Here is a 19,215-nt window from a genome sequence, read left to right on the forward strand (position 1 = left end):
CATGCTTTAGCCGCCAAGCGAGGCGATCGCGGCCCTGACCGGATCCGCGCCGGGCTTGGTCGGCCGGTATTCCAAACCGACCGAACCGTTATAACCATTGGCGAAGATCCAGCCGAGGCGGTGGGCAAGGTCGATGCCGCCGGAGCCGGGATCATTGCGACCGGGATGATCGGCGACATGGACGTGGATGACACGGTCGAGACGGCCCTCCAGCACCTCTTCCGTCCGTTCTTCCATCACGGCGGAATGGTAGATGTCGTAGACGATGCCGATCTCGGGGCGGGCGACATCATCGATGATGTCGAGGCCTTCGACGGTCGAATCGAGGAAATAGCCGATATGGTCGATGCGGATGTTGAGAGGCTCGACGCCGAGGCGGACGCCGCTGCCTGCAAGAATACCGGCGCCGGCTTTCAGCGTTTCGGTGAGCGCCCGGCGCTGTTCTTCGCGGGTCACGCCCGGGAGATCATCGCCCGCCTGAGCGATCAATGCGGGTGCGCCGAGGCGCTTCGCCATGGCAACGGATTCGGCAAGGCCTGTCAGCCAGGCCTGCCGATTGGCGGCGTCGGTCAGGGCGATCATCGGTTCGGCGACGAGGCTGGTGACGACGAGGCCGGTTTCCTTTAGCGCCGTCTCGATCGCATCCAGATCTTTGTCGGTCCAGCGCCAGAATTCGATCGCCGTCAGGCCGCTAGCGTGGGCGCGGCGGATGCGATCGGGAAAGCTGTCGCCCTCTTCGGCAAACAGCCACTCTATACAAGCTGAATAGTGTCGCATGAAAGCTCCTCCCATTTTGTTGATGCAGGCATGCGACAGATCGAAGCCTGCGGCAAGGGCGTTCGGGCGCTTGACGCCCGGGTTCATTGGCGAAACACTCAGCACACCAGGCCGGAATTCCGGCCGTTTGCGGAGGAAGACATGGATCTCGGATTGAAGGGAAAGATTGCCGTCATAACAGGTGCGTCCGTCGGCATCGGACTGGCGATCGCCGAGGGTCTGGCGGCTGAGGGCGCCGACCTTGTGCTGGCGGCCCGCGGCGGCGAGCGGCTGAAGGCTGAGGCCGCCCGCATTGCCGAGAAGTACGGCGTCAGCGCCACCGCTGTCGTCGCCGATGTGGCGACGGCTGCGGGAACCGAGGCGATCATTGCGGCGGCGGCCGAAAAAGGCGGTGCCGATATCCTCATCAACAATGCCGGCACCGGCTCGAACGAGACGGTGATGGAGGCGCCCGACGAGAAATGGCAGGCCTATTTTGACCTGCACGTGATGGCCGCCGTGCGGCTGGCGCGCGGCATCGCACCGCAGATGAAGGAACGCGGCGGCGGTGTGATCCTGCACAATGCCTCGATCTGCGCCGTCCAGCCGCTCTGGTATGAGCCAATCTACAATGTCAGCAAGTCGGCGCTGATGATGTTTTCGAAGACACTGTCGACCGAGCTCATCAAGGACAATATCCGCGTCAACTGCGTCAATGCCGGCCTGATCCTGACGCCGGATTGGATCAAGACCGCCAAGCAATTGACGGCCGAAACCGGCGGGAACTGGGAGGGCTACCTGCAGAGCGTCGCCAACGAGCATGCCGCTTCCAAACGGTTCGGCACGCCGGAGGAGCTGGCAAACGTCTTCGTCTTCCTGAGTTCGGAACGGGCGAGCTATTGCGTCGGCTCTACCTATTTCGTCGATGGCGGCATGCTGAAGACGATCTGAATGAGGCTGTCGGCCTGACTCGGTAAGATTTTCCTTACCGAGGCTGTCGGACGGGGACCTGTGGACGTTGCCGATATAAGCTATAAATAATAGCTATTTTGTTGTATGTTCACGCTTTTGACGCTATTTGCCTGCTATTAGCAGGATAATACTGCGTTTTTCTATAGGGCGACGACGATGCTGACGAAAAAGGGGAAATACGGGCTGAAAGCGCTTGTCGACCTAGCGCGGCTGGCGCCGGGTGAGACCGCCTTCATCAATGACATCGCAAGCCGCAATAATATTCCGAAAAAGTTTCTCGATACGATCCTGCTCGAACTGCGCAATGTCGGCATCCTGCGCTCGAAGAAGGGCCCGGGCGGCGGCTATTCCCTGTCGCGGCCGGCTTCCGAAATCCGCATCGGCCATGTCATCCGTACGCTCGACGGGCCCTTAGCGCCGATCCGCTGCGCCAGCCGTACGGCTTACGAGGCCTGCGACGACTGCGCCGATCCGGAAACCTGTCAGGTGCGGCGCTCGATGACCGATGTTCGTGACGCGATCGCCGCCATTCTCGACAATATGAGCCTCGAGCAATTCGTCGCCGCTGGTGGCCGTATCGACGACGCCAAGGAAGAATTGCCGATCTCCGCCGCCAGCTGAATTAGGCGTTGCCGGGCGTCGACTTAGAGCGGTTCAGCTTTTCATGGAAGCGCAGAGCCGCTCTAGCCGTTTGTTCTTACGCAATTGCGGACGGAAAACCGCTTCCCATTTTTCCTGGAAGTGCACTGTATTCGCCTGCTGCACGCAGCAGCTTGTCGCGCGGCAGCGACAGCGCATAAATGCGGGCATTGCGCCAATGCCGGTCGAGATTGAGCCCGATGCCGGCCGATGTTTCCCCTGCAAGTTCGAACAGCGCGTTTGCGGTGTCGATTGCCGTTTCCCCGGCAAGGAGTGCGGCTGCCGAGGCGGAGAAATGCGCGTCTGCCATCGCGGCCTCCACAGGATTGACCTGGGCAATGTCGAGTTTGCGGCCAGCCCGTTCCAGGGCTGCCGCCGTCGCTTCGATGCGGACCGCGCGTTCGCCGAGCTGCGCAAGGACGGCGGCGCGATCGTCAATCGCGAGATCGGTCCATGCGGCTCGCGCGATGCCGAGGCTGACGCCGGCCTTGAGCAGCAGGCCGAGCGAGATGCCGGTCGGATTTCCGGAGGAGGGGGCGGGTGCTATCGCATCGGCATTGACGTGAAGGCTGCCGATGATCGCCGTTCCCGAGCCATTGGTGCGCTGGCCAAAACCGTCCCAATCGTCGATCACCTGCATGCCTTCCGCATCGCGTGCGAGGTAGAGCGTCACCGGGCGGCTGGGCGGAGCGGTGGCGGCGGCCGCGATCCAGTCGGCGAATAGAATGCCGGGTGCCTGCCGCGTTCGCCCGCTCAGACGGTAGCCCGGGCCTTCGGCCGTAAGCTCGGCCCCTTCGGCGAAGCTGGCACCCGCAAAGCGGTCGCCGAGCAGCGCACGGGTAAACAGCGATGCCTTCAAATCTTCGCCAGCATAGGTGCGGAGTGTTTCCAGCACGCAAAAATGGTTTTGCAGCGCTTCGCCGATCGAGGCATCGGCCTCGGCAATGATCGCAACGATTTCGGCGAGCAGCGCGTTCGGCACGTCGAGCCCTTGATGATCGGGCGGAACAGTGATCGCCGTCAGTCCCGATACCGACAGCGCTTCGAGCTCAGCAAAGGGCAGCACGCGGTTGATGTCGCGTTCGCTCGCCTGATGCCGGAAGGCGGCGGCGAGGCCGCGGGCGGTAGATATCGCCTCCTCTTCACTTTCGATGCGATGTGCGGGAGGCCTCCCTTTATCCTGAAACTGCGATACCGTTCCCATCGGTCACTCTTTCCTACAGCCGCGGGCTCTTTTCAGACCCGCAAAGAACGCTGCAACAGGTTGACTCGGCGCCTCGTGCTTTCCTAAAACCGCTCCGATTTTCGGGCCGATGCGAGAGTCACAGGAGTGAGGGATCGGTCCTCGAATGATAAGGCCGGTTTTTCTACAAAACCCGAAGACTTTGAATTTTCTTACCAGCTTGATTGCCTTGTGCCCCACTCTACTTACGGTGATGTGGGGCTTCCTTGATCGAGAGACATGATGAGCGATCCTCTTGCTCGCAACGGCGAGGTTTCGAAAATGGCACGCCAGCCGAGACCGCGTCTGACGCTGGACATCGCCGCCATCCCAACCTATGCGATTGGCGACATCCATGGGCGGTACGATCTGCTCGTCAAAGCCGAGGAGGCGATCCTGCGCGATGCCGCGCGGCTGCCGGGGCGTAAGCTGATCATTACGCTTGGCGACTATATCGACCGTGGGCCGGATTCGGCCCAGGTCATTTCTCATCTCATGGAGCCGCCGCCGGAGGATTTCGATCGCATCTGCCTTGTCGGCAATCACGAAATTGCCATGCTCGACTACATCGATGGCTGGATCTCCTACGACGAATGGATGCGGATGGGATCGGCGGAGTCGCTCAAATCCTATGGGCTCGATCCGGAGCATCTGCCACTGGTTTTCCCCACCGGCGCAAAGCTCGATGTCTTTATCCGCCAGTCGCTGCCGCGCACGCATATCGATTTCATGCGGGCGATGCCTGTCATGCTGGAGACTCCAAGCGTGATTTTCGCACATGCCGGCATCAATCCGAAGCTGCCGCTCGGCGAGCAGACGGATGAGGATCTGGTCATCATCCGACAGCGGTTTCTCGAAAGCCGTGTGCCCTTGCCAAAACTCGTGGTTCACGGCCATACGCCGAACGACGAGCCCGACATACGGTCGAAACGGCTCAATCTCGACACGCGCGCCTATCGCAGCGGCAAGCTCACCGTCGCCCGCTTGTGGCAGGGCAAAGTGCATCTGTTCTCCACTTGATTTCCGCCTCGGCCGCCTGTCGAAACAATCAGACCGCTTCCCTTTCCGTCGGGATGGCTTCGACCGGCTCTTCAGCCGGCCGTTTCCGGCGCCAGCCGCGCAGCACGACGTAGAAGACCGGCGTCAGGAACAGGCCGAAGATCGTCACACCCAGCATGCCCGAAAAGACGGCGGTGCCGAGCGACTGGCGCATTTCGGCGCCGGGGCCGGTGGCGATGGCCAGCGGCAGAACACCGAAAATGAAGGCGAATGCCGTCATCAGGATCGGGCGCAGGCGAAGATGGCTTGCCTCGATGGCCGCCTCCACCGGCGACTTGCCCTCGTCTTCCGCTTGCCTGGCAAACTCGACGATCAGGATGGCGTTCTTGGCTGCAAGGCCGATGAGGACGATCAGGCCGATCTGAGTCAGGACGTTGTTGTCCATCCCCCTCAGCGAGACCCCGATCAGCGCCGCGAGCACAGCAAGCGGCACGATCAGAATGATCGCCAGCGGCAGAACCCAGCTTTCATATTGCGCCGCCAGCGCCAGGAAGACGAAGACGACCGACAGGGCAAAGATGTATATGGCGGTATTGCCGGTGTGGGTCTCCTGATAGGCAAGTTCCGTCCATTCGAAGGTCGTCCCTTGCGGCAGGATCTTTGCCGCCAGGGCTTCCATCTTCGCGATGGCATCGCCGGTCGATGTGCCGGGCGTCGGATTGCCCTGAAGCGGCACCGAAACATACATATTGTACCGTTGGACAAGCGCCGGGCCGCTGGCATCCTGGATATCCATCAACGTTCCAAGCGGAACCAGCGCGCCGGTCGCCGAGCGAACCTTCAGGGCCAGGATGTCTTCCCTGTCCATGCGATATTGCCGGTCGGCCTGGGCGCGAACCTGGTAGACGCGGCCGAACGCATTGAAATCGTTAACGTAGGCAACACCAAGATTGATGGAAAGCGCGTTGAAAATATTGGGGATCGGCACATTCAGGAAGCGTGCCTTGTCACGGTCGATCGCCAGGAAGTATTGCGGGCTCGCATCGGAGAATGTCGTAAAGACGCCGGTCAGCCCTTCGGTCGTCGCTGCCGCACCCATCATCTGGCGGGCGAGGCCGAGCACGCGCGTCATGTCGGCGTTTTCAAGATCCGATATCTGCATCTTGAAGCCGCCGGAATTGCCGACGCCACGCACGGATGGCGGTGGGATGGCGATGATGAAGGCTTCCTGGATGCTTTGCAGCTTGCCGTAAAGCTCGCCGATGATCTTGTTGGCGTTCTCTCCGCCTTCTTCACGTTCGGCAAAGGATTTGAACGGAACGAAGACGACGCCGGCATTCGAGGCATTGGTGAATGTCGCGCCGCTGAAGCCGGCAAATTGCACGGCGTTGCCGACGCCGGGCACGGTGCGGGCGATATCCCCCACCTGTTTGACCACGGCATCGGTCCGCGCAAGCGAGGCGCCGTCCGGCAGCTGTATGACGATGATCGCGTAACCCTGGTCCATGGTCGGGATGAAGCCCGCGGGAACTTTCGTGCCCATGTACCAGGTTGCTCCGAGCAGGCAGACGAAGGTAACCATCGCCGCGGTCAATCCGACCCAGCTGCTGACCAGATGCCGGACGGTCCATGAATAGCCGGAACTCAGCCGATCGAATCCATGATTGAAGCCGTCTGCGAGACCTCTTCCCAGGCGTGACGCAATATTCGTGCGTTTGGCTTCATGGTCATGGCTTTTCAGCAATATGCCTGCGAGCGCAGGCGAAAGCGTCAGCGAATTCAACGCCGATATCGCTGTTGTAACTGAGATCGTCACCGCGAACTGCCGGTAGAACTGGCCTGATATGCCGGGGATGAAGGCTGTCGGCACGAACACGGCGATCAGCACCAGCGAGATGGCGACGACGGCGGTTCCGACTTCGTTCATGGTGACGTGGGACGCCTGTTTCGGCGTCATCCCGCGCGCCAGGTTGCGCTCGACGTTTTCCACGACCACGATCGCATCGTCGACGACGATACCGATCGCCAGCACTAGGCCGAACAGGGTGAGCATGTTGAGCGAGAAGCCGAATGCCAGCAGCACGGCGAAGGTGCCGATCAACGATACGGGGATGGCAATGATCGGAATGATCGCGGTTCGCCAGGATTGCAGGAAGACTAGAACGACGATCGCCACCAGGATGGCCGCCTCGGCGATGGTCCTGTAGACCTCGGTGATCGAATCCGAGATGAATTCGGTCGTGTCATAGACAATGCGGTATTCCAGGCCCGGCGGGAAATTCTGCGAGACGTCCTTCATGATCGTCTGGATCTGATGGGCCGTGTCGAGCGCGTTGCTTCCCGGCCGGGCGAAGATGCCGAGAGCGACTGCGGGATCGTTGTTGAGATAACTGTTGGTGACGTAGTCCTGCGCGCCGAGTTCGATACGGGCGACATCCTGCAACTGAACAAGTCGACCCGCTGTCGTCGATTTCACGATGACATATCGGAACTCTCGGGCATCGGAGAAGCGCCCTTCCGTTCGTACCGTATATTCGAATGCATTCTTGCCGGTTACGGGCGGGGCACCGATCTTGCCGCCCGAAACCTGGACGTTCTGATCTCTCAGCGCGGCGACGACGTCATCGGATGTCATCCCATAGGCGGAGAGCTTTTCCGGGTCCAGCCAGATTCGCATCGAATACTGGCGCTCACCGAAGAGCTGAACGTCGCCGACGCCGTCAAGGCGGACGAGAACGTCGCGGATGCGGTTGCGGGCGTAGTTCGAGACGTAAAGCTGGTCATAGCGGTGCGACGGCGACAGCAGGTGCACCACCATCATCAGATCAGGCGAACTCTTGTCGGTGGTCACCCCAAGGCGCTGAACTTCCTCGGGAAGACGGGGAAGGGCGATGGAAACGCGGTTCTGAACAAGCACCTGGACCTTGTCGAGATCGGTGCCGAGCTTGAAGGTGATCGTCAACGACATGGCGCCGTCGGCGCTGGAATACGAGGACATGTAAAGCATGTCTTCGACACCGTTGATCTGTTGTTCAAGCGGCGTCGAGACGGTATCGGCGATCGTCTGCGGGTCGGCGCCGGGATAGGAGGTGCGCACGACAATGGTCGGCGGCGCGATCTCGGGATATTGGGACACCGGCAATTGCGTGTAGGCAATGCTGCCGACGACGAGAAAAAGGATTGAGATGACGGCCGCAAAGATCGGCCGGTCCACGAAAAAATGAGCAAATCTCATTGTCCGCTCTCCGCGCCGGCGGTTTCCGGCGCAGTGTCCTGCCGCTCCTGCGGCAGTTCGGTCATCTGAGGCGTGATCTTCGCACCCGGTCGGGCGCGCATCAGGCCGTTGACGATGATCGTCTCGCTGCCGTCGAGGCCCTCGCGGATGACGCGGTAGCCGTAAAGCCGCGGTCCGGGTCTGACCGGTTTGGTCGAAACCGTGCCGTCCGTTGCGACGACATAAACGACGCGCTCGTTTTGATCCGAACCGATTGCCTCGTCGGGGACGAGAATGGCCTGGTAGGTGTTGGAGGCTTCGACCTGAATGCGACCAAAAAGGCCTGGCTGAAGGACCAGATCGGGATTGGGGAAGCGAGCGCGAAGACGAATGGTGCCGCTCTGATTGTCGACGCGGTTCTCAGCGAAATCGAGCTTTCCCTTGAATGGTTTGGCAGAGGGATCCGAGATCGTGACGGATACATCCAATCCGCCACCGCCCAACTGGAGATCCTTGCCCATTTTGCGCGCCGTGTCGGCGAAATTCAGCAGGCGGCGCTCATCGACGTCGAAATAGAAATCGATCGGGTCGAGCGAAACGATGGTCGTGAGTACGGTCTGGTCGGTCTGCACAAGGTTGCCGGCCGAGATCAGCCGGCGGTCGATGCGGCCACTGAGCGGCGCTTTGATCTCGGTGTATTCCATGTCGAGGGAAGCCCGATCGGCTGCGGCCTGCGCGCCGCGGACATTGGCCTCGGCCGAATCGAATTCGCGGCGGCGATCATCCAGCGTCTGCGCCGACTGGCTGCCGCTCGCAGCAAGCGATTGCGCGCGCTTATACTGCGCATCGGCAAAGACCTGAGCCGACTGCGACGCCTCGAGCGTCGCCTTTGCCTGGCTGAGCGCGGTTACGAAGGGTCTCTGGTCGATGACGAAGAGCAGATCGCCCTGCTTGACCAATGCACCGTCCTGGAAATGGATTTCCTGCAGATATCCACCAACGCGCGAGCGAACGGAGACTTCGTCGACCGGTTCGAAGCGGCCGATGAATTCGTCACTGTCGATGACATCGCGAACGACCGGCTTGGCGACGGTGACCGGCGGAGGGGCAGACGGTGCGCCCTGCGCCATCGCGGTCAGAGGCATGAACGTGGTGATGCAGCCGAGCATCAATATCCGTCGAAGCACGTAACTCATACCGGTCCCTCCAATCGCAACGGCTTAGACTGCCGCCGAACTTAAGATAAGGTGATGCTATTCATGTCTTGCTGCTTTGAACGAAGGCCTCGGCCCCCGTGATTTCCCCCGGCGCTCAATCCATCGGAGGGAAGGCCGGCATACAATGCAAATCGGAAAAATCGTAACCTATGGAACCGGATATAAACGGCAGCGGCGAAAAATAGCAAATACCAATTGGCTCCGGTTCCTAAATCCATCAAAACGTCATGGGTGGCGTCAGCTCTCGACGATCTCGTCGCGGCCGGGCGGCAGGACGGCGAGTTCGGCCCAATCGAGCTCCTGTTCCAGCATGTGAAAAACATCGTCGTCGATCTCGTCGGCATGGCGCATCGCCGCCAGTCTGCGGCGTTTGGCGGCAATGACGTTACGGCGCTGCTTGTCCAACCTGCTGACCTCGCGCGGGTGTTTTCCGTCGGCGGCGATCTCACGTTCGGAAGTATAGACCTCGCGTAGGATATGGGCGGATTTATCCTGGTCGTCGGCGAGCTCGGCAAGCGCTGCATCGATCAACGCGACGCGGGCTCTGACGAGGTCGCGGTCCAGCGAAATGTCCGGTTCGAATTTCAGGAAACGGATCAGCGGTCCGAGCGTCAGCCCTTGGACGATGAGCGTGCCGAGAACGACGGCCAGCGCGCTGAGCAGAATGACGTCGCGATCGGGGAAGTCGATCGGCAGAGCGAGCGCGGTTGCCAGCGTAACGAGTCCGCGCATGCCGCACCAACCGGCAAGCAGGCTGGTCGCAAATGTCGGAACGGCTTGTGTCGTGTGTCCGCGCGCGGCGAGAAAGGTCACCACGCGATTATAGAAGAGTACCCAGGCCAGGCGGACGGCGACAACGGTGATGAAGACCGCGGCGGCGAAGGTGATGGCGAAACTCAGGCGGCCGGGATCGAGGTCGAGAACGATCTGCCGGGCCTGCAGGCCCATCAGCAGAAAGACGAGCACGTTGAGCAGGAAGACCGCTGCCTCCCAGACCGAATAGGAATGAATGCGGTGGCGGGCGGTCTGCCGTTCGGGCATGTAGCGGGCGATCACCATGGCGTAGACGACGATCGCCAGAATGGCCGACAGGTGAAGCCGCTCGGCGATGATCCAGGTGCCGAAGGTGGCGACGAATTCGAGCAGGGTGCCACCAAGCGTGCCGGCGAGCCTCAGGCCGACGATCATGTAGAGGCGGCCCATGAAATAACCGAGGATGAGGCCGCCAGGTATGGCGAGCGCCAGTTGCGCCAGAACGCCGGCGAAGAAGGCGGGACTTGCGGCGGCGGCCACCGCGGCGCTGAAGATCAGGAGCGCGACGGCGTCGTTGAGCAGGCTTTCGCCCTTCAGGATCACGTAAGTCTGGCGCGGTAGGGTGAAGCGATCGAGCATGGCGGTCGCCGCTGCGGCATCCGGCGGCGCGACGATGGCGCCGAGTGCGACAGCAGCGGCAAGCGGCAGGCCGGCCATCGTCACGCTGACGGTGGCGACGGCGGCGGCTGTCAGGATCACGGCGATGGCGGCGAGTGAGAAGAGCGGCAACCAGTTTCGTCGCAATGTCCTCGGCGGCAGATCATAGGCGGCATCGAAGAGCACGGGTGCCACCAGCAGCGCCAGTGCAAGTTCCGGATCGATCGCGACCTCGGGCGCCCACGGCACGGCGGCGACGATGACGCCGGCGATCGCCAGCATGGTCGGATATGGAATCTGGAACTTTCTGGAGAATTGCAGAAAGACGATCGCCACCAGCAGCAGCGTCAACATGCTTTCGAAGAACGCCATCGAGCTCCCCAATGCGCGCCTCTGACGGAGGCTGCTCCTGTTGCGGAACTAGGGCGGAGCTCAGCCACGGCTACCGTCTGGCATCTCGAAAGGGCAACACGGGCGCCGCAGGATAGGCTCGGCCGGCCTGCGGCATTTTCGCCGCGGCGGCCGAATTTGCCCTCCATACCCTTGTGCAGCGCACAAGCTCAATATATCTACCCATATTATAAGTATGCTTATAAATAACGTCACGGGTTTTCATGAACGCCACTCCTACCCTCGGCTTCCTTCTCCACGACGTCGCGCGGCTGCTGCGCAAGCGGTTCGAGCAGCGTGCGAAGTGCCTTGGGCTGACCCGATCGCAATGGCAGACGCTTGCCTATCTCTCGAACAACGAAGGCATCCATCAAAGCGGCCTTGCCGAAATCCTCGAGGTCGAGCCGATCACGCTGGTGCGCATCCTCGACAAACTCGCCGAACGCGGACTGATCGAGCGCCGTCAGCACCCGACCGACCGGCGCATCTGGCTGCTCTACATGCGCGAGGAGGCGCATCCGCTGCTCGCCGAAATGCGCGAGATTGGCGACACCACCCGCGCGGAAGCGCTGCAAAGCGTTTCGGCCGAACAGCGAGAGCAGCTTTTCCACACCCTATCCGTAATGAAGACGAACCTGGTTCAGGCATGCCGGAGCCCGGTTGACGAGAACGAGACGAATGATGGCTGATCAATCCCCCCTCCGCGTCGTTGCCGACGCCAATACCAAGACACCTGTCGAAGAAAACCAGGCGAAACAGCAGGAAACGGTGGCCGAAGCGCCTTCATCCAATTCAGCGCCGGCTGCCGCCGTGGCTGCGCCTGGCGGCATAAAGGTCCGCCGCCGGCGCAGTCTCACGCGGCCGATCCTGTTCGCCCTGCTGCCGGTGGCACTCGTCGTCGGAGGCTACTATTACGTCAATGGCGGCCAGGTGATGTCGACCGACAACGCCTATCTCCAAGCCGACATGGTTGGGCTTACCACCGATGTCTCGGGTATCGTCGAGCAGATCGACGTGCACGAGAACGAGGCGGTCAAGGCCGGGCAGGTGCTCTTCAGCCTCAGAGCCGATTCCTTCAAGATCGCGCTCGATGGCGCTAAGGCGCAGCTCGGCGTGCAGCGCAACCAGATCATGAATCTCAAGGCCAGCTATCAGCAGTCTCTGGCCGAGATCATCCAGGCGCAAGCCGATCTGCCTTATTACCAGGATCAGTTCGACCGGCAGCAGAACCTCGTCAACAATGGCAGCGCGACGCAATCGGCCTATGACGAGGCTAAGCATAATCTCGATGCCGCTGAGCAGAAAGTGACTGTCGCCAAGGCGGAAGCCGCAACCACGCTTGCGCAGCTCGGCGGTTCTGCCGATCAGCCGATCGAGCAGAATCCGCTCTACCTGCAGGCCAAGTCGAATGTCGACAATGCCCAGCGCGAACTCGACCACAGCGTCGTCAAGGCGCCGTTCGACGGCATCGTTACCAATGTCAACGCGCTGCAGGTCGGCTCCTACCTGCAGGCTTCGCAGCAGGCATTCTCGCTCGTTGCCACCGATCATCTGTGGATCGCCGCCAGCCCGAAGGAAACCGAGCTTACCTATGTCAAATCAGGCCAGACGGCCGAGATTTACGTCGACACCTATCCCGGCGTGATATGGAAGGGCAGGATCGAGAGCATCAGCCCGGCCTCCGGCTCCAGCTTCTCGCTGTTGCCGGCGCAGAACACCACGGGCAACTGGGTGAAGGTCGTCCAGCGCATTCCGATGCGCGTCAGCATCGAAGACACCGAAGGCAAGCCGCCGCTTCGTGTCGGCATGAGCACTGTGGTCGATGTCGAGACCGGTCATGCCCGCGGCCTGCCCGATTTTGTCAACAAGCTTCTGGGCCGGCCTCAGGGCAAGGATCATGAATAACGTTTCCGCTTCCCCGGCGGCCCCGGTTGCCAATCGCGGCGCAATCACGGCCTGCGTCATTCTCGCCGTCATCATGCAGGCGCTGGACACGACGATCGCCAACGTCGCGTTGCCCTATATTCAGGGCAGCGTGTCGGCCTCGGCCGACCAGATCAACTGGGTTTTGACCTCCTACATCGTCGCGGCGGCGATCATGACGCCGCCGTCGGGTTTTCTCGCTGCCAAGTTCGGCCGCAAACGCGTGCTGCTCGTCGCCATTGCCGGCTTCGTCGCGGCCTCGATCCTATGCGGCCTGGCGCAATCGCTGAACCAGATCGTCGCCTTCCGCCTGCTGCAGGGCCTGTTCGGCGCATCGCTGGTGCCGCTTTCGCAGGGCATCCTTCTCGATATCTATACGGTCGAGGAGCGTGGTTCCGCCATGGCACTTTTCGGCGTCTCGGTCATGGTCGGGCCGGTGCTCGGTCCCGTCATCGGAGGCTGGCTGACTGATAACATTAGCTGGCGCTGGGTGTTCTACATCAACATTCCGATCGGCGCGCTCGCCTTTGCCGGCATCGTCATCTTCGTCACCGAAACCAAGAGGGATTTCCTCGCCAAACTGGATTGGTTCGGGTTCGGCATGATGAGCCTCGGCATCGCCTCGCTGCAGCTCTTCCTCGATCGCGGCGAGCAGCTCGACTGGTTCTCCTCCGGCGAGATCGTGCTCGAGGCGCTGATCTGCGCTTCGGCTTTCTATCTGCTGATCGTGCACACGCTGACGGCGGAGAAATCCTTCGTCAATCCGAAGCTGTTTCTCGACCAGAATTTTACCATCAGCATGATCTTCATCTTCGTGATCGGCATTACCTATCTCGCCTCGCTGGCGCTGATGACGCCATACCTGCAGACGCTGATGGGCTATCCCGTCATCACCGCCGGCATCGTCATGGGGCCGCGCGGGCTCGGCACCATGCTCTGCATGTTCATCGTCGGGCGGCTGATCGGCAAGGTCGATACGCGCTGGCTGCTGGTGCTCGGCCTCGGACTTACCGCCTGGGCGATGTACGACATGACGGGCTGGACGCCCGACGTCTCGCAATGGACGATCGTCTCGGTCGGCTTCATTCAGGGCGCCGGCCTCGGTTTCCTGTTCGTGCCGCTGACAACCATCGCTTTCGCCACGCTGCCCGCCCATATGCGCGGCGACGGCACCGGGCTCTACAACCTGTCGCGCAACATCGGCTCCTCGGTCGGTATTTCGATCGTCGCGGCGCTGATCGTCGAGAATACGCAGAGCAATCATGAATCGATCGCGGCATATGTGACGCCGTTCAACCACGCCTTCAATGCCGTGGCGGCGCAGGGGCTCAGTCCGATGACGGCGGCGGGGCGCGCTTCGCTCAACGAGATCATCACCCTGCAATCGACGATCATCGCCTATATGGACGATTTCAAGCTGCTGATGCTGATGTCACTGGCGGTCATTCCGCTGGTGCTGCTGCTGCGCAAGCCGAAAGCAGCGCCCGCTGTCGACCATAGTGCGGTCATGGAGTAGTCAGCGGAAAGGTTTGCTCAGATAACGCGATCCTTGAATGCCGAAGCGCCATGGTGCTTCGGCATTTTTGGTGATGCCGATGCGTTTTCCCGAGACAACAGGCACCGGTGCTGACGGCGTGAGCGCGTAGGGCGGGTGGTCGAGCAGCCGGTCGTTGATCTGAATATCGATGCCGAGCGCCTGGCAGAGTTTGCCGGGACCGCTGCAGAGCGCGGTCAGCCTCTCCGTGCCGCGCCGCTCCATCATGAGAGGGATTCCCGTTTCCGGCTCCAGAGCGCGAATGAGCGCGGCCGAGCCGGGATGGCAGACAAAATTCAGGCACCAGTACATGCCGTAAATGCGGTAGATATAGACATTGCCGGGCCGGCCGTACATGGCGCCATTGCGCTTGGTCGGGCCGCGAAAGCTATGCGAGGCCTCGTCATCGGGGAAATAGGCTTCGGTCTCGGTGATGCGTCCGCCGATGCCGTCCACGGCCAGACGGCAGCCGAGCAGGTCGCGAGAGACGGTGATCGCGTCGCGTTCGAAAAACGCCCTGAGGTTTTCGCCGGCGAGCGCGCCGGCGCCGATCGCGCCTGATATCATTCCACCATCGATCATGGCTGACGCAGATAACATCCGGCAGGTGCGGCGTCATCCCCAAAGCGACGCTGGCGGGCGTCAGCGGCCGGCGTTCGGATCGCGCATCGGGATCGAAGAGGTGGTGACCGAGACCGGGTCGCTTGCCGGAAAAGAATCTTCCAAATCTTCCTCCAGCTCCTCTTCGAGCAGGGCAGGGTCCTTGCCGCGGGAGCCGTTGCCTTGGGCCGGTTCGATCGCTGCCGCAAGCAGAGCCTTGGCGCGCGAGACGGCGTTTTCCTGGGTCAGTTCAGGCGTGCTTCGCAGCGTCACGGCGTTGCTGTCTTCGCCGTCGCCGCCGAATTCGACAACCAAGCCCTCTTCCGTCTGGTAGACGGTGATATCGTCGAGTGCCATGGCCGTTCCCCCCCAAAGCGCTCATCTTAGCAAAGCGTGTTTTCCGAATTTTGTCGTGCAAAGACCTTCACCAGCCAGTCGATGAAGACGCGCACGCGCGGCGAAAGCTGGCGGTTGCGCGGATAGAGCAGAGAAACCGGTGTCGGGGTCAGCGGAAAATCCTTGAGCACATGGATCAGCGTTCCCTCGGCAAGATCCTTTTCGGCGTGATAACGTGGGATCTGGATCATGCCGAGGCCCATCCTCGCTGCTGAAATGTAACTTTCGGCGGCGTTGACGGTGACGGTAGCGGGAATGCTGATGTGACGCACCGCGCCGTCGACGATGAATTCGAGCGGCAGCAGGCTGCCTGTGCTGCTGGAGCGGAAGCCGACCATGCGGTGGCCGGCAAGCCTGTCCGGATGCTGCGGCAGGCCATGGGTGGCGACATAGTCAGGTGCGGCGAGCGTGATTTCGTCCAGTATGGCAACGCGCCGGGCGATCATGTCGCTATCCCCAGGCGTGCCGACGCGCAGCACGCAGTCGATGCCCTCGCGCACCAGATCGACCAGCCGGTCGCCTTCGCTCATGTAGAATTCGATCTCAGGATAGGTCTGGAGAAAAGACGGCAGGCTCGGCAGCACAAAATGGCGGGCGAGCGTGCCATGCACATCGACGCGCAGCAAACCCTTCGGCCTTGCGCCGGCAAAGGCGCCCTCGGCATCGTCGATATCGGCAAGGATCGACAGGCAGCGCTGGTAATAGGCTTCGCCGTCGAGCGTCGGACTGACATGGCGTGTCGTGCGTTGGAGCAGGCGCACGCCGAGGCGGGCTTCGAGTTGTTTGACAGCATCGGTGACCGTCGACCGTGGCAGGCCGGTGTCTTCGGCGGCAAGCGTGAAGCTGCGGCATTCGACGATGCGGCAAAACACCCGCATGGCATTGAATCTGTCCATCTGTTTGTTTGCCATTTCCGGATAGTGATGCCGAAGAATGCCTGATTATCCGCCAAAGGAAAAGGCGCATCTTCTCCTCATTGCAACGAGATCAAGGAGAAGGACAATGGCTTCCAACGAAAACAGCAAGGTGGCGCTGGTCACCGGCGCTTCCCGCGGCATCGGCGCGGCCGTCGCCCAACGCCTCGCCAAGGGCGGTTTCACCGTCGTCATCAATTATTCCGGCAATGCGGCTCCGGCCGAGGAGCTGGCCCGGCAGATCAAGCGGGCCGGCGGCAAGGGGCTGACTGAGAAAGCCGATGTCAGCGATGCGCAAGCCGTCCGCCGCATGTTCGATGCTGCGGAAACCGCCTTCGGCGGTGTCGACGTGCTGGTCAACAATGCCGGCATCATGATGCTCTCCCCGCTGGCTGAGGCCGATCATGCCCATTTCGACCGGCAGATCGCCGTCAATCTCAGGGGCACCTTCAATACGATGAGGGAAGCGGCCAGGCGTCTGCGCAACGGTGGCCGGGTCATCAACGTCTCCACCTCGGTGGTCGGGTTGAAGCTCGAAACCTACGGAATCTATGCCGCCACCAAGGCTGCTGTGGAAACGCTGACAGCGATCATGGCCAAGGAGATGCGCGGCAGAAACATCACCGTCAATGCCATCGCGCCCGGTCCTGTCGCCACCGACCTTTTCCTCAACGGCAAGTCGGACGAACTGGTCGCCCGGATGGCGAAGATGAACCCGCTGGAGCGCCTCGGCACACCTGAAGACATCGCCGCCGCGGTGGCCTTCCTCGCCGGCCCGGACGGCGGCTGGATCAACGGTCAGACGCTGCGCGCCAATGGCGGTGTGATCTGACGAAGGCAAGCGGCTGATGGCGGCGATGCAGCCCGGCCAGCGGCTGGGGTATGTGAGCCAAGCCATTATCGCGATTATGTGAACGGGCTTGGGGAGTTTCCCCTTACAATCCTGCGGCGGGTACGTATATTTGTTCTATCGCGAGAGAGTGGAATTCCCTGCCGCTCTTTTCCGAACCTCCAGAGCCTGCCGCTCTCTTCCTGCGGTGCGACAGGTTTGATGTTCAAAGTTGCACATTGCGGCCCGTTGAAGGTTTCCCCTGCCTTCCGGGCCGTATTTGTTTTGGCGCTCAGCCGTCGTTCAATCTCGCCTCCACCAAAAGCTTTACCAGCCAGTCGACAAAGACGCGGACCTTGTTGCTGAGGTGGCGGTTCGGGGGGTAGACGACATAGAGCGGCAGCGGGTCGCGACGCCATTCCGGGAGCACGCGGACGAGTTCACCCCTTGCCATCGGCTCACGCGCCATGAAAATCGGCACCTGCGCGATGCCAAGCCCCGTCAACGCAGCTGTCAGATAGGTGCGGCTATCGTTGACTGAGGCGATGTAACGTGGACTGGTTTCGATCACCTCGTTGTGCCGGCGAAATTCAAACGGCAGCGTTCGGTTGTTCTGGGCGCGGAAATAGTTGACGGAGTAATGATCGGCCTCCAGATCCTCCGGCCGCTCTGGCATGCCGAATTTCTGGATATAGTTGGGCGAAGCACAGGTGATCATCTCGACTTCGGAGACACGCCGCGCAATCAGCGACTGGTCGGCCGGCGTGCCGCCCCGCAGCGCGCAGTCGACATTTTCCGCAAGATAATCGACCGTGCGGTCGCCGACCCCGAGGTCGATGCGGATATCGGGATACCGCTGATAAAAATCGCAGAGCGCAGGAACGACGATCCAATCGGCGAAAGCGCCGGCCATCTCGACACGCAGCCGCCCGCTCGGCAGGCTCTGCGAATTGGAGAGGCTGCCATCGAGTTCCTCCAGCTCCGAAATAATCTGGGCGGCCCGTTCGTAATAAAGCGCGCCGTCCGTGGTCACCATCACCCGGCGGGTGGTCCTATTCAAAAGCTTGGTGCGCAAATGCGCCTCTAGGCCCTGGATGAGATTGGTTACCGTCGCCTTGGGCATGGCGAGCATGTCGGCGGCGCGGGTGAAATTGCCCGTCTCCACCACACGAATGAAGACGCGCATTGCCGAGAGCTGATCCATCGGTTTGAAATCCGCAGTTTGCGTTGCACCATTGTTCGAGATCTGGAACAGTGTAATCGCGATATAGCTTCTTATTCCTTGAATGGAATAACAATATCTTTTTTGTACAAAATGCAAGCGACAGGCGTTGTCTGCTTGTGGTGGATGCAGAAGAGACCGGGCGCATGACGGTGGAATGGAAAGATATGATGCTGGATAAGGTGGCCATCGGCCCCGTTTCCGCACGCATCTACCAGGGCGCCGATTACGGCAAGGGTCCGCCAATCGTGCTTTACCTGCATGGCGGCGCATTTCTCGACAGCGACAAGAACGTCGACCGGCCGGTGGCGATGAGCCTCGCCAAGGCCGGCGCCATCGTGGTCGCTGCTGATTACAGCAGCCTTTCCGATAATATTTTTCCGAGGGCGTTGGAAGTCTCCTTCTCCGTCTTCAGCTATCTCGCCAACAAACGCGCCGGTCTCGGTGACCGCAAATCGCTGCTCTTCGTTGCCGGCGAAGAAGCCGGTGGCAATGTTGCCGCCGGCGTGGCGCTGAAGGCGCGCGACCAGATGCCGGATGCGCTCGACGGTCAGGTGCTGATTTCGCCGCTGCTCGATCCGTTCATGGGCACATCTTCGATCCGCAAGGCCGATGCCATCGGCATGCGCCGGCGCTGGACGGAAGGTTGGAGCCACTATCTGAGCGGTGGCGGTTGCCATCCTTATGCGGCGCCTTGCCTCTGTTCGCGTATTTCAGGCGTCGCGCCGGCGCTGATACTCACTGCGGAGGACGACCCTCTGCACGACGAGACAATTGGTTACGGTGCCCGCCTGAAAACGGCCGGCGTCGGTGTGCGCCAGCACGTCTTTCCCGCCGGGACGAGCTGGCCTTCGATTTATGGTGGGAAATCCGACGGAACGCCCGACTGGCAGGAAAACGTCAGCCGCCATTTCGGAAGTTTCCTTCGAGACGTAAGCGTTCAACCGCAATTGCATTGAAGAAGATCTGATATTTCGG

The 19,215-nt window shown here is 61.2% G+C and carries 17 protein-coding genes; 8 read left to right on the forward strand and 9 right to left on the reverse strand.

Annotated elements, in window-relative coordinates:
* Positions 1-6 precede the first annotated feature (6 nt).
* A complete protein-coding gene (locus tag RCCGE510_RS13270; protein ID WP_007630643.1) occupies positions 7-777 on the reverse strand; it encodes a TIM barrel protein in 771 nt (256 codons plus the stop codon).
* Between the two features lie 141 nt (positions 778-918).
* On the opposite strand from RCCGE510_RS13270, the gene RCCGE510_RS13275 reads away from it, so the two are divergent.
* Both RCCGE510_RS13275 and RCCGE510_RS13280 read left to right on the forward strand, forming a co-directional pair.
* A complete protein-coding gene (locus tag RCCGE510_RS13275) occupies positions 919-1,707 on the forward strand; it encodes an SDR family oxidoreductase (protein ID WP_007630644.1) in 789 nt (262 codons plus the stop codon).
* 177 nt (positions 1,708-1,884) lie between these two features.
* A complete protein-coding gene (locus RCCGE510_RS13280; RefSeq protein ID WP_007630645.1) occupies positions 1,885-2,349 on the forward strand; it encodes an Rrf2 family transcriptional regulator in 465 nt (154 codons plus the stop codon).
* 76 nt (positions 2,350-2,425) lie between these two features.
* Here the strand turns inward: RCCGE510_RS13280 and RCCGE510_RS13285 are convergent, their stop codons facing one another.
* The gene (locus RCCGE510_RS13285; RefSeq protein WP_007630647.1) at positions 2,426-3,571 is read right to left on the reverse strand and encodes a monooxygenase; all 1,146 of its coding nucleotides are present in this window, start codon (positions 3,569-3,571) and stop codon (positions 2,426-2,428) included.
* Between the two features lie 261 nt (positions 3,572-3,832).
* Between RCCGE510_RS13285 and RCCGE510_RS13290 the strand changes: the two genes are divergently transcribed.
* Positions 3,833-4,609: a metallophosphoesterase family protein gene (locus tag RCCGE510_RS13290; protein ID WP_192815308.1), complete on the forward strand. Its 777-nt coding sequence runs from the start codon at positions 3,833-3,835 to the stop codon at positions 4,607-4,609.
* Positions 4,610-4,637: 28 nt separating this feature from the next.
* Here the strand turns inward: RCCGE510_RS13290 and RCCGE510_RS13295 are convergent, their stop codons facing one another.
* The 3 genes from RCCGE510_RS13295 to RCCGE510_RS13305 all read right to left on the reverse strand — a co-directional run bounded on the left by RCCGE510_RS13295 (position 4,638) and on the right by RCCGE510_RS13305 (position 10,801).
* Positions 4,638-7,823, reverse strand: coding sequence for a multidrug efflux RND transporter permease subunit (locus RCCGE510_RS13295; protein ID WP_007630651.1), 3,186 nt, complete (start codon positions 7,821-7,823; stop codon positions 4,638-4,640).
* Entirely contained in the window at positions 7,820-8,998 is a 1,179-nt protein-coding gene (locus RCCGE510_RS13300; RefSeq protein ID WP_037078605.1) for an efflux RND transporter periplasmic adaptor subunit, read from the reverse strand. The genes RCCGE510_RS13295 and RCCGE510_RS13300 overlap by 4 nt, the downstream gene beginning before the upstream one ends.
* Positions 8,999-9,256: 258 nt before the next feature.
* Complete coding sequence (locus RCCGE510_RS13305) at positions 9,257-10,801, reverse strand: cation:proton antiporter (protein ID WP_007630653.1); 1,545 nt, start codon at positions 10,799-10,801, stop codon at positions 9,257-9,259.
* 242 nt (positions 10,802-11,043) lie between these two features.
* On the opposite strand from RCCGE510_RS13305, the gene RCCGE510_RS13310 reads away from it, so the two are divergent.
* Genes RCCGE510_RS13310 through RCCGE510_RS13320 form a run of 3 tightly spaced genes read left to right on the forward strand, consistent with a single transcriptional unit; the run spans position 11,044 to position 14,258 of the window.
* On the forward strand, positions 11,044-11,508 hold the full coding sequence (locus RCCGE510_RS13310) for a MarR family transcriptional regulator (protein ID WP_007630654.1): 465 nt from the start codon (positions 11,044-11,046) through the stop codon (positions 11,506-11,508).
* The gene (locus RCCGE510_RS13315) at positions 11,501-12,724 is read left to right on the forward strand and encodes an HlyD family secretion protein (RefSeq protein ID WP_007630655.1); all 1,224 of its coding nucleotides are present in this window, start codon (positions 11,501-11,503) and stop codon (positions 12,722-12,724) included. Before RCCGE510_RS13310 ends, RCCGE510_RS13315 begins: the two co-directional genes overlap by 8 nt.
* Positions 12,717-14,258 (forward strand): DHA2 family efflux MFS transporter permease subunit, encoded by a 1,542-nt coding sequence (locus RCCGE510_RS13320; RefSeq protein WP_007630656.1) that lies wholly within the window; start codon positions 12,717-12,719, stop codon positions 14,256-14,258. Before RCCGE510_RS13315 ends, RCCGE510_RS13320 begins: the two co-directional genes overlap by 8 nt.
* On the opposite strand, the gene RCCGE510_RS13325 is transcribed toward RCCGE510_RS13320, so the two are convergent.
* The 3 genes from RCCGE510_RS13325 to RCCGE510_RS13335 are packed head-to-tail and all read right to left on the reverse strand — an operon-like array spanning position 14,259 to position 16,168.
* Positions 14,259-14,876: a DNA-3-methyladenine glycosylase gene (locus tag RCCGE510_RS13325; protein ID WP_037078608.1), complete on the reverse strand. Its 618-nt coding sequence runs from the start codon at positions 14,874-14,876 to the stop codon at positions 14,259-14,261.
* Between the two features lie 42 nt (positions 14,877-14,918).
* A complete protein-coding gene (locus RCCGE510_RS13330) occupies positions 14,919-15,233 on the reverse strand; it encodes a hypothetical protein (protein WP_007630659.1) in 315 nt (104 codons plus the stop codon).
* 26 nt (positions 15,234-15,259) lie between these two features.
* Positions 15,260-16,168 (reverse strand): LysR family transcriptional regulator, encoded by a 909-nt coding sequence (locus RCCGE510_RS13335; protein ID WP_007630660.1) that lies wholly within the window; start codon positions 16,166-16,168, stop codon positions 15,260-15,262.
* Positions 16,169-16,274: 106 nt separating this feature from the next.
* Here RCCGE510_RS13335 and RCCGE510_RS13340 point away from each other — a divergent pair, with 106 nt between their 5' ends.
* Complete coding sequence (locus RCCGE510_RS13340) at positions 16,275-17,018, forward strand: SDR family oxidoreductase (protein ID WP_007630661.1); 744 nt, start codon at positions 16,275-16,277, stop codon at positions 17,016-17,018.
* 289 nt (positions 17,019-17,307) lie between these two features.
* Here RCCGE510_RS13340 and RCCGE510_RS13345 read toward each other — a convergent pair whose 3' ends face one another.
* Positions 17,308-18,219 (reverse strand): LysR family transcriptional regulator, encoded by a 912-nt coding sequence (locus RCCGE510_RS13345; RefSeq protein ID WP_007630662.1) that lies wholly within the window; start codon positions 18,217-18,219, stop codon positions 17,308-17,310.
* A gap of 164 nt (positions 18,220-18,383) precedes the next feature.
* Between RCCGE510_RS13345 and RCCGE510_RS13350 the strand changes: the two genes are divergently transcribed.
* Positions 18,384-19,196, forward strand: coding sequence for an alpha/beta hydrolase (locus RCCGE510_RS13350; RefSeq protein ID WP_007630663.1), 813 nt, complete (start codon positions 18,384-18,386; stop codon positions 19,194-19,196).
* The last annotated feature ends 19 nt before the right edge of the window (positions 19,197-19,215 follow it).

The organism is Rhizobium sp. CCGE 510 (assembly GCF_000292525.1).
Taxonomy (GTDB): Bacteria; Pseudomonadota; Alphaproteobacteria; order Rhizobiales; family Rhizobiaceae; genus Rhizobium.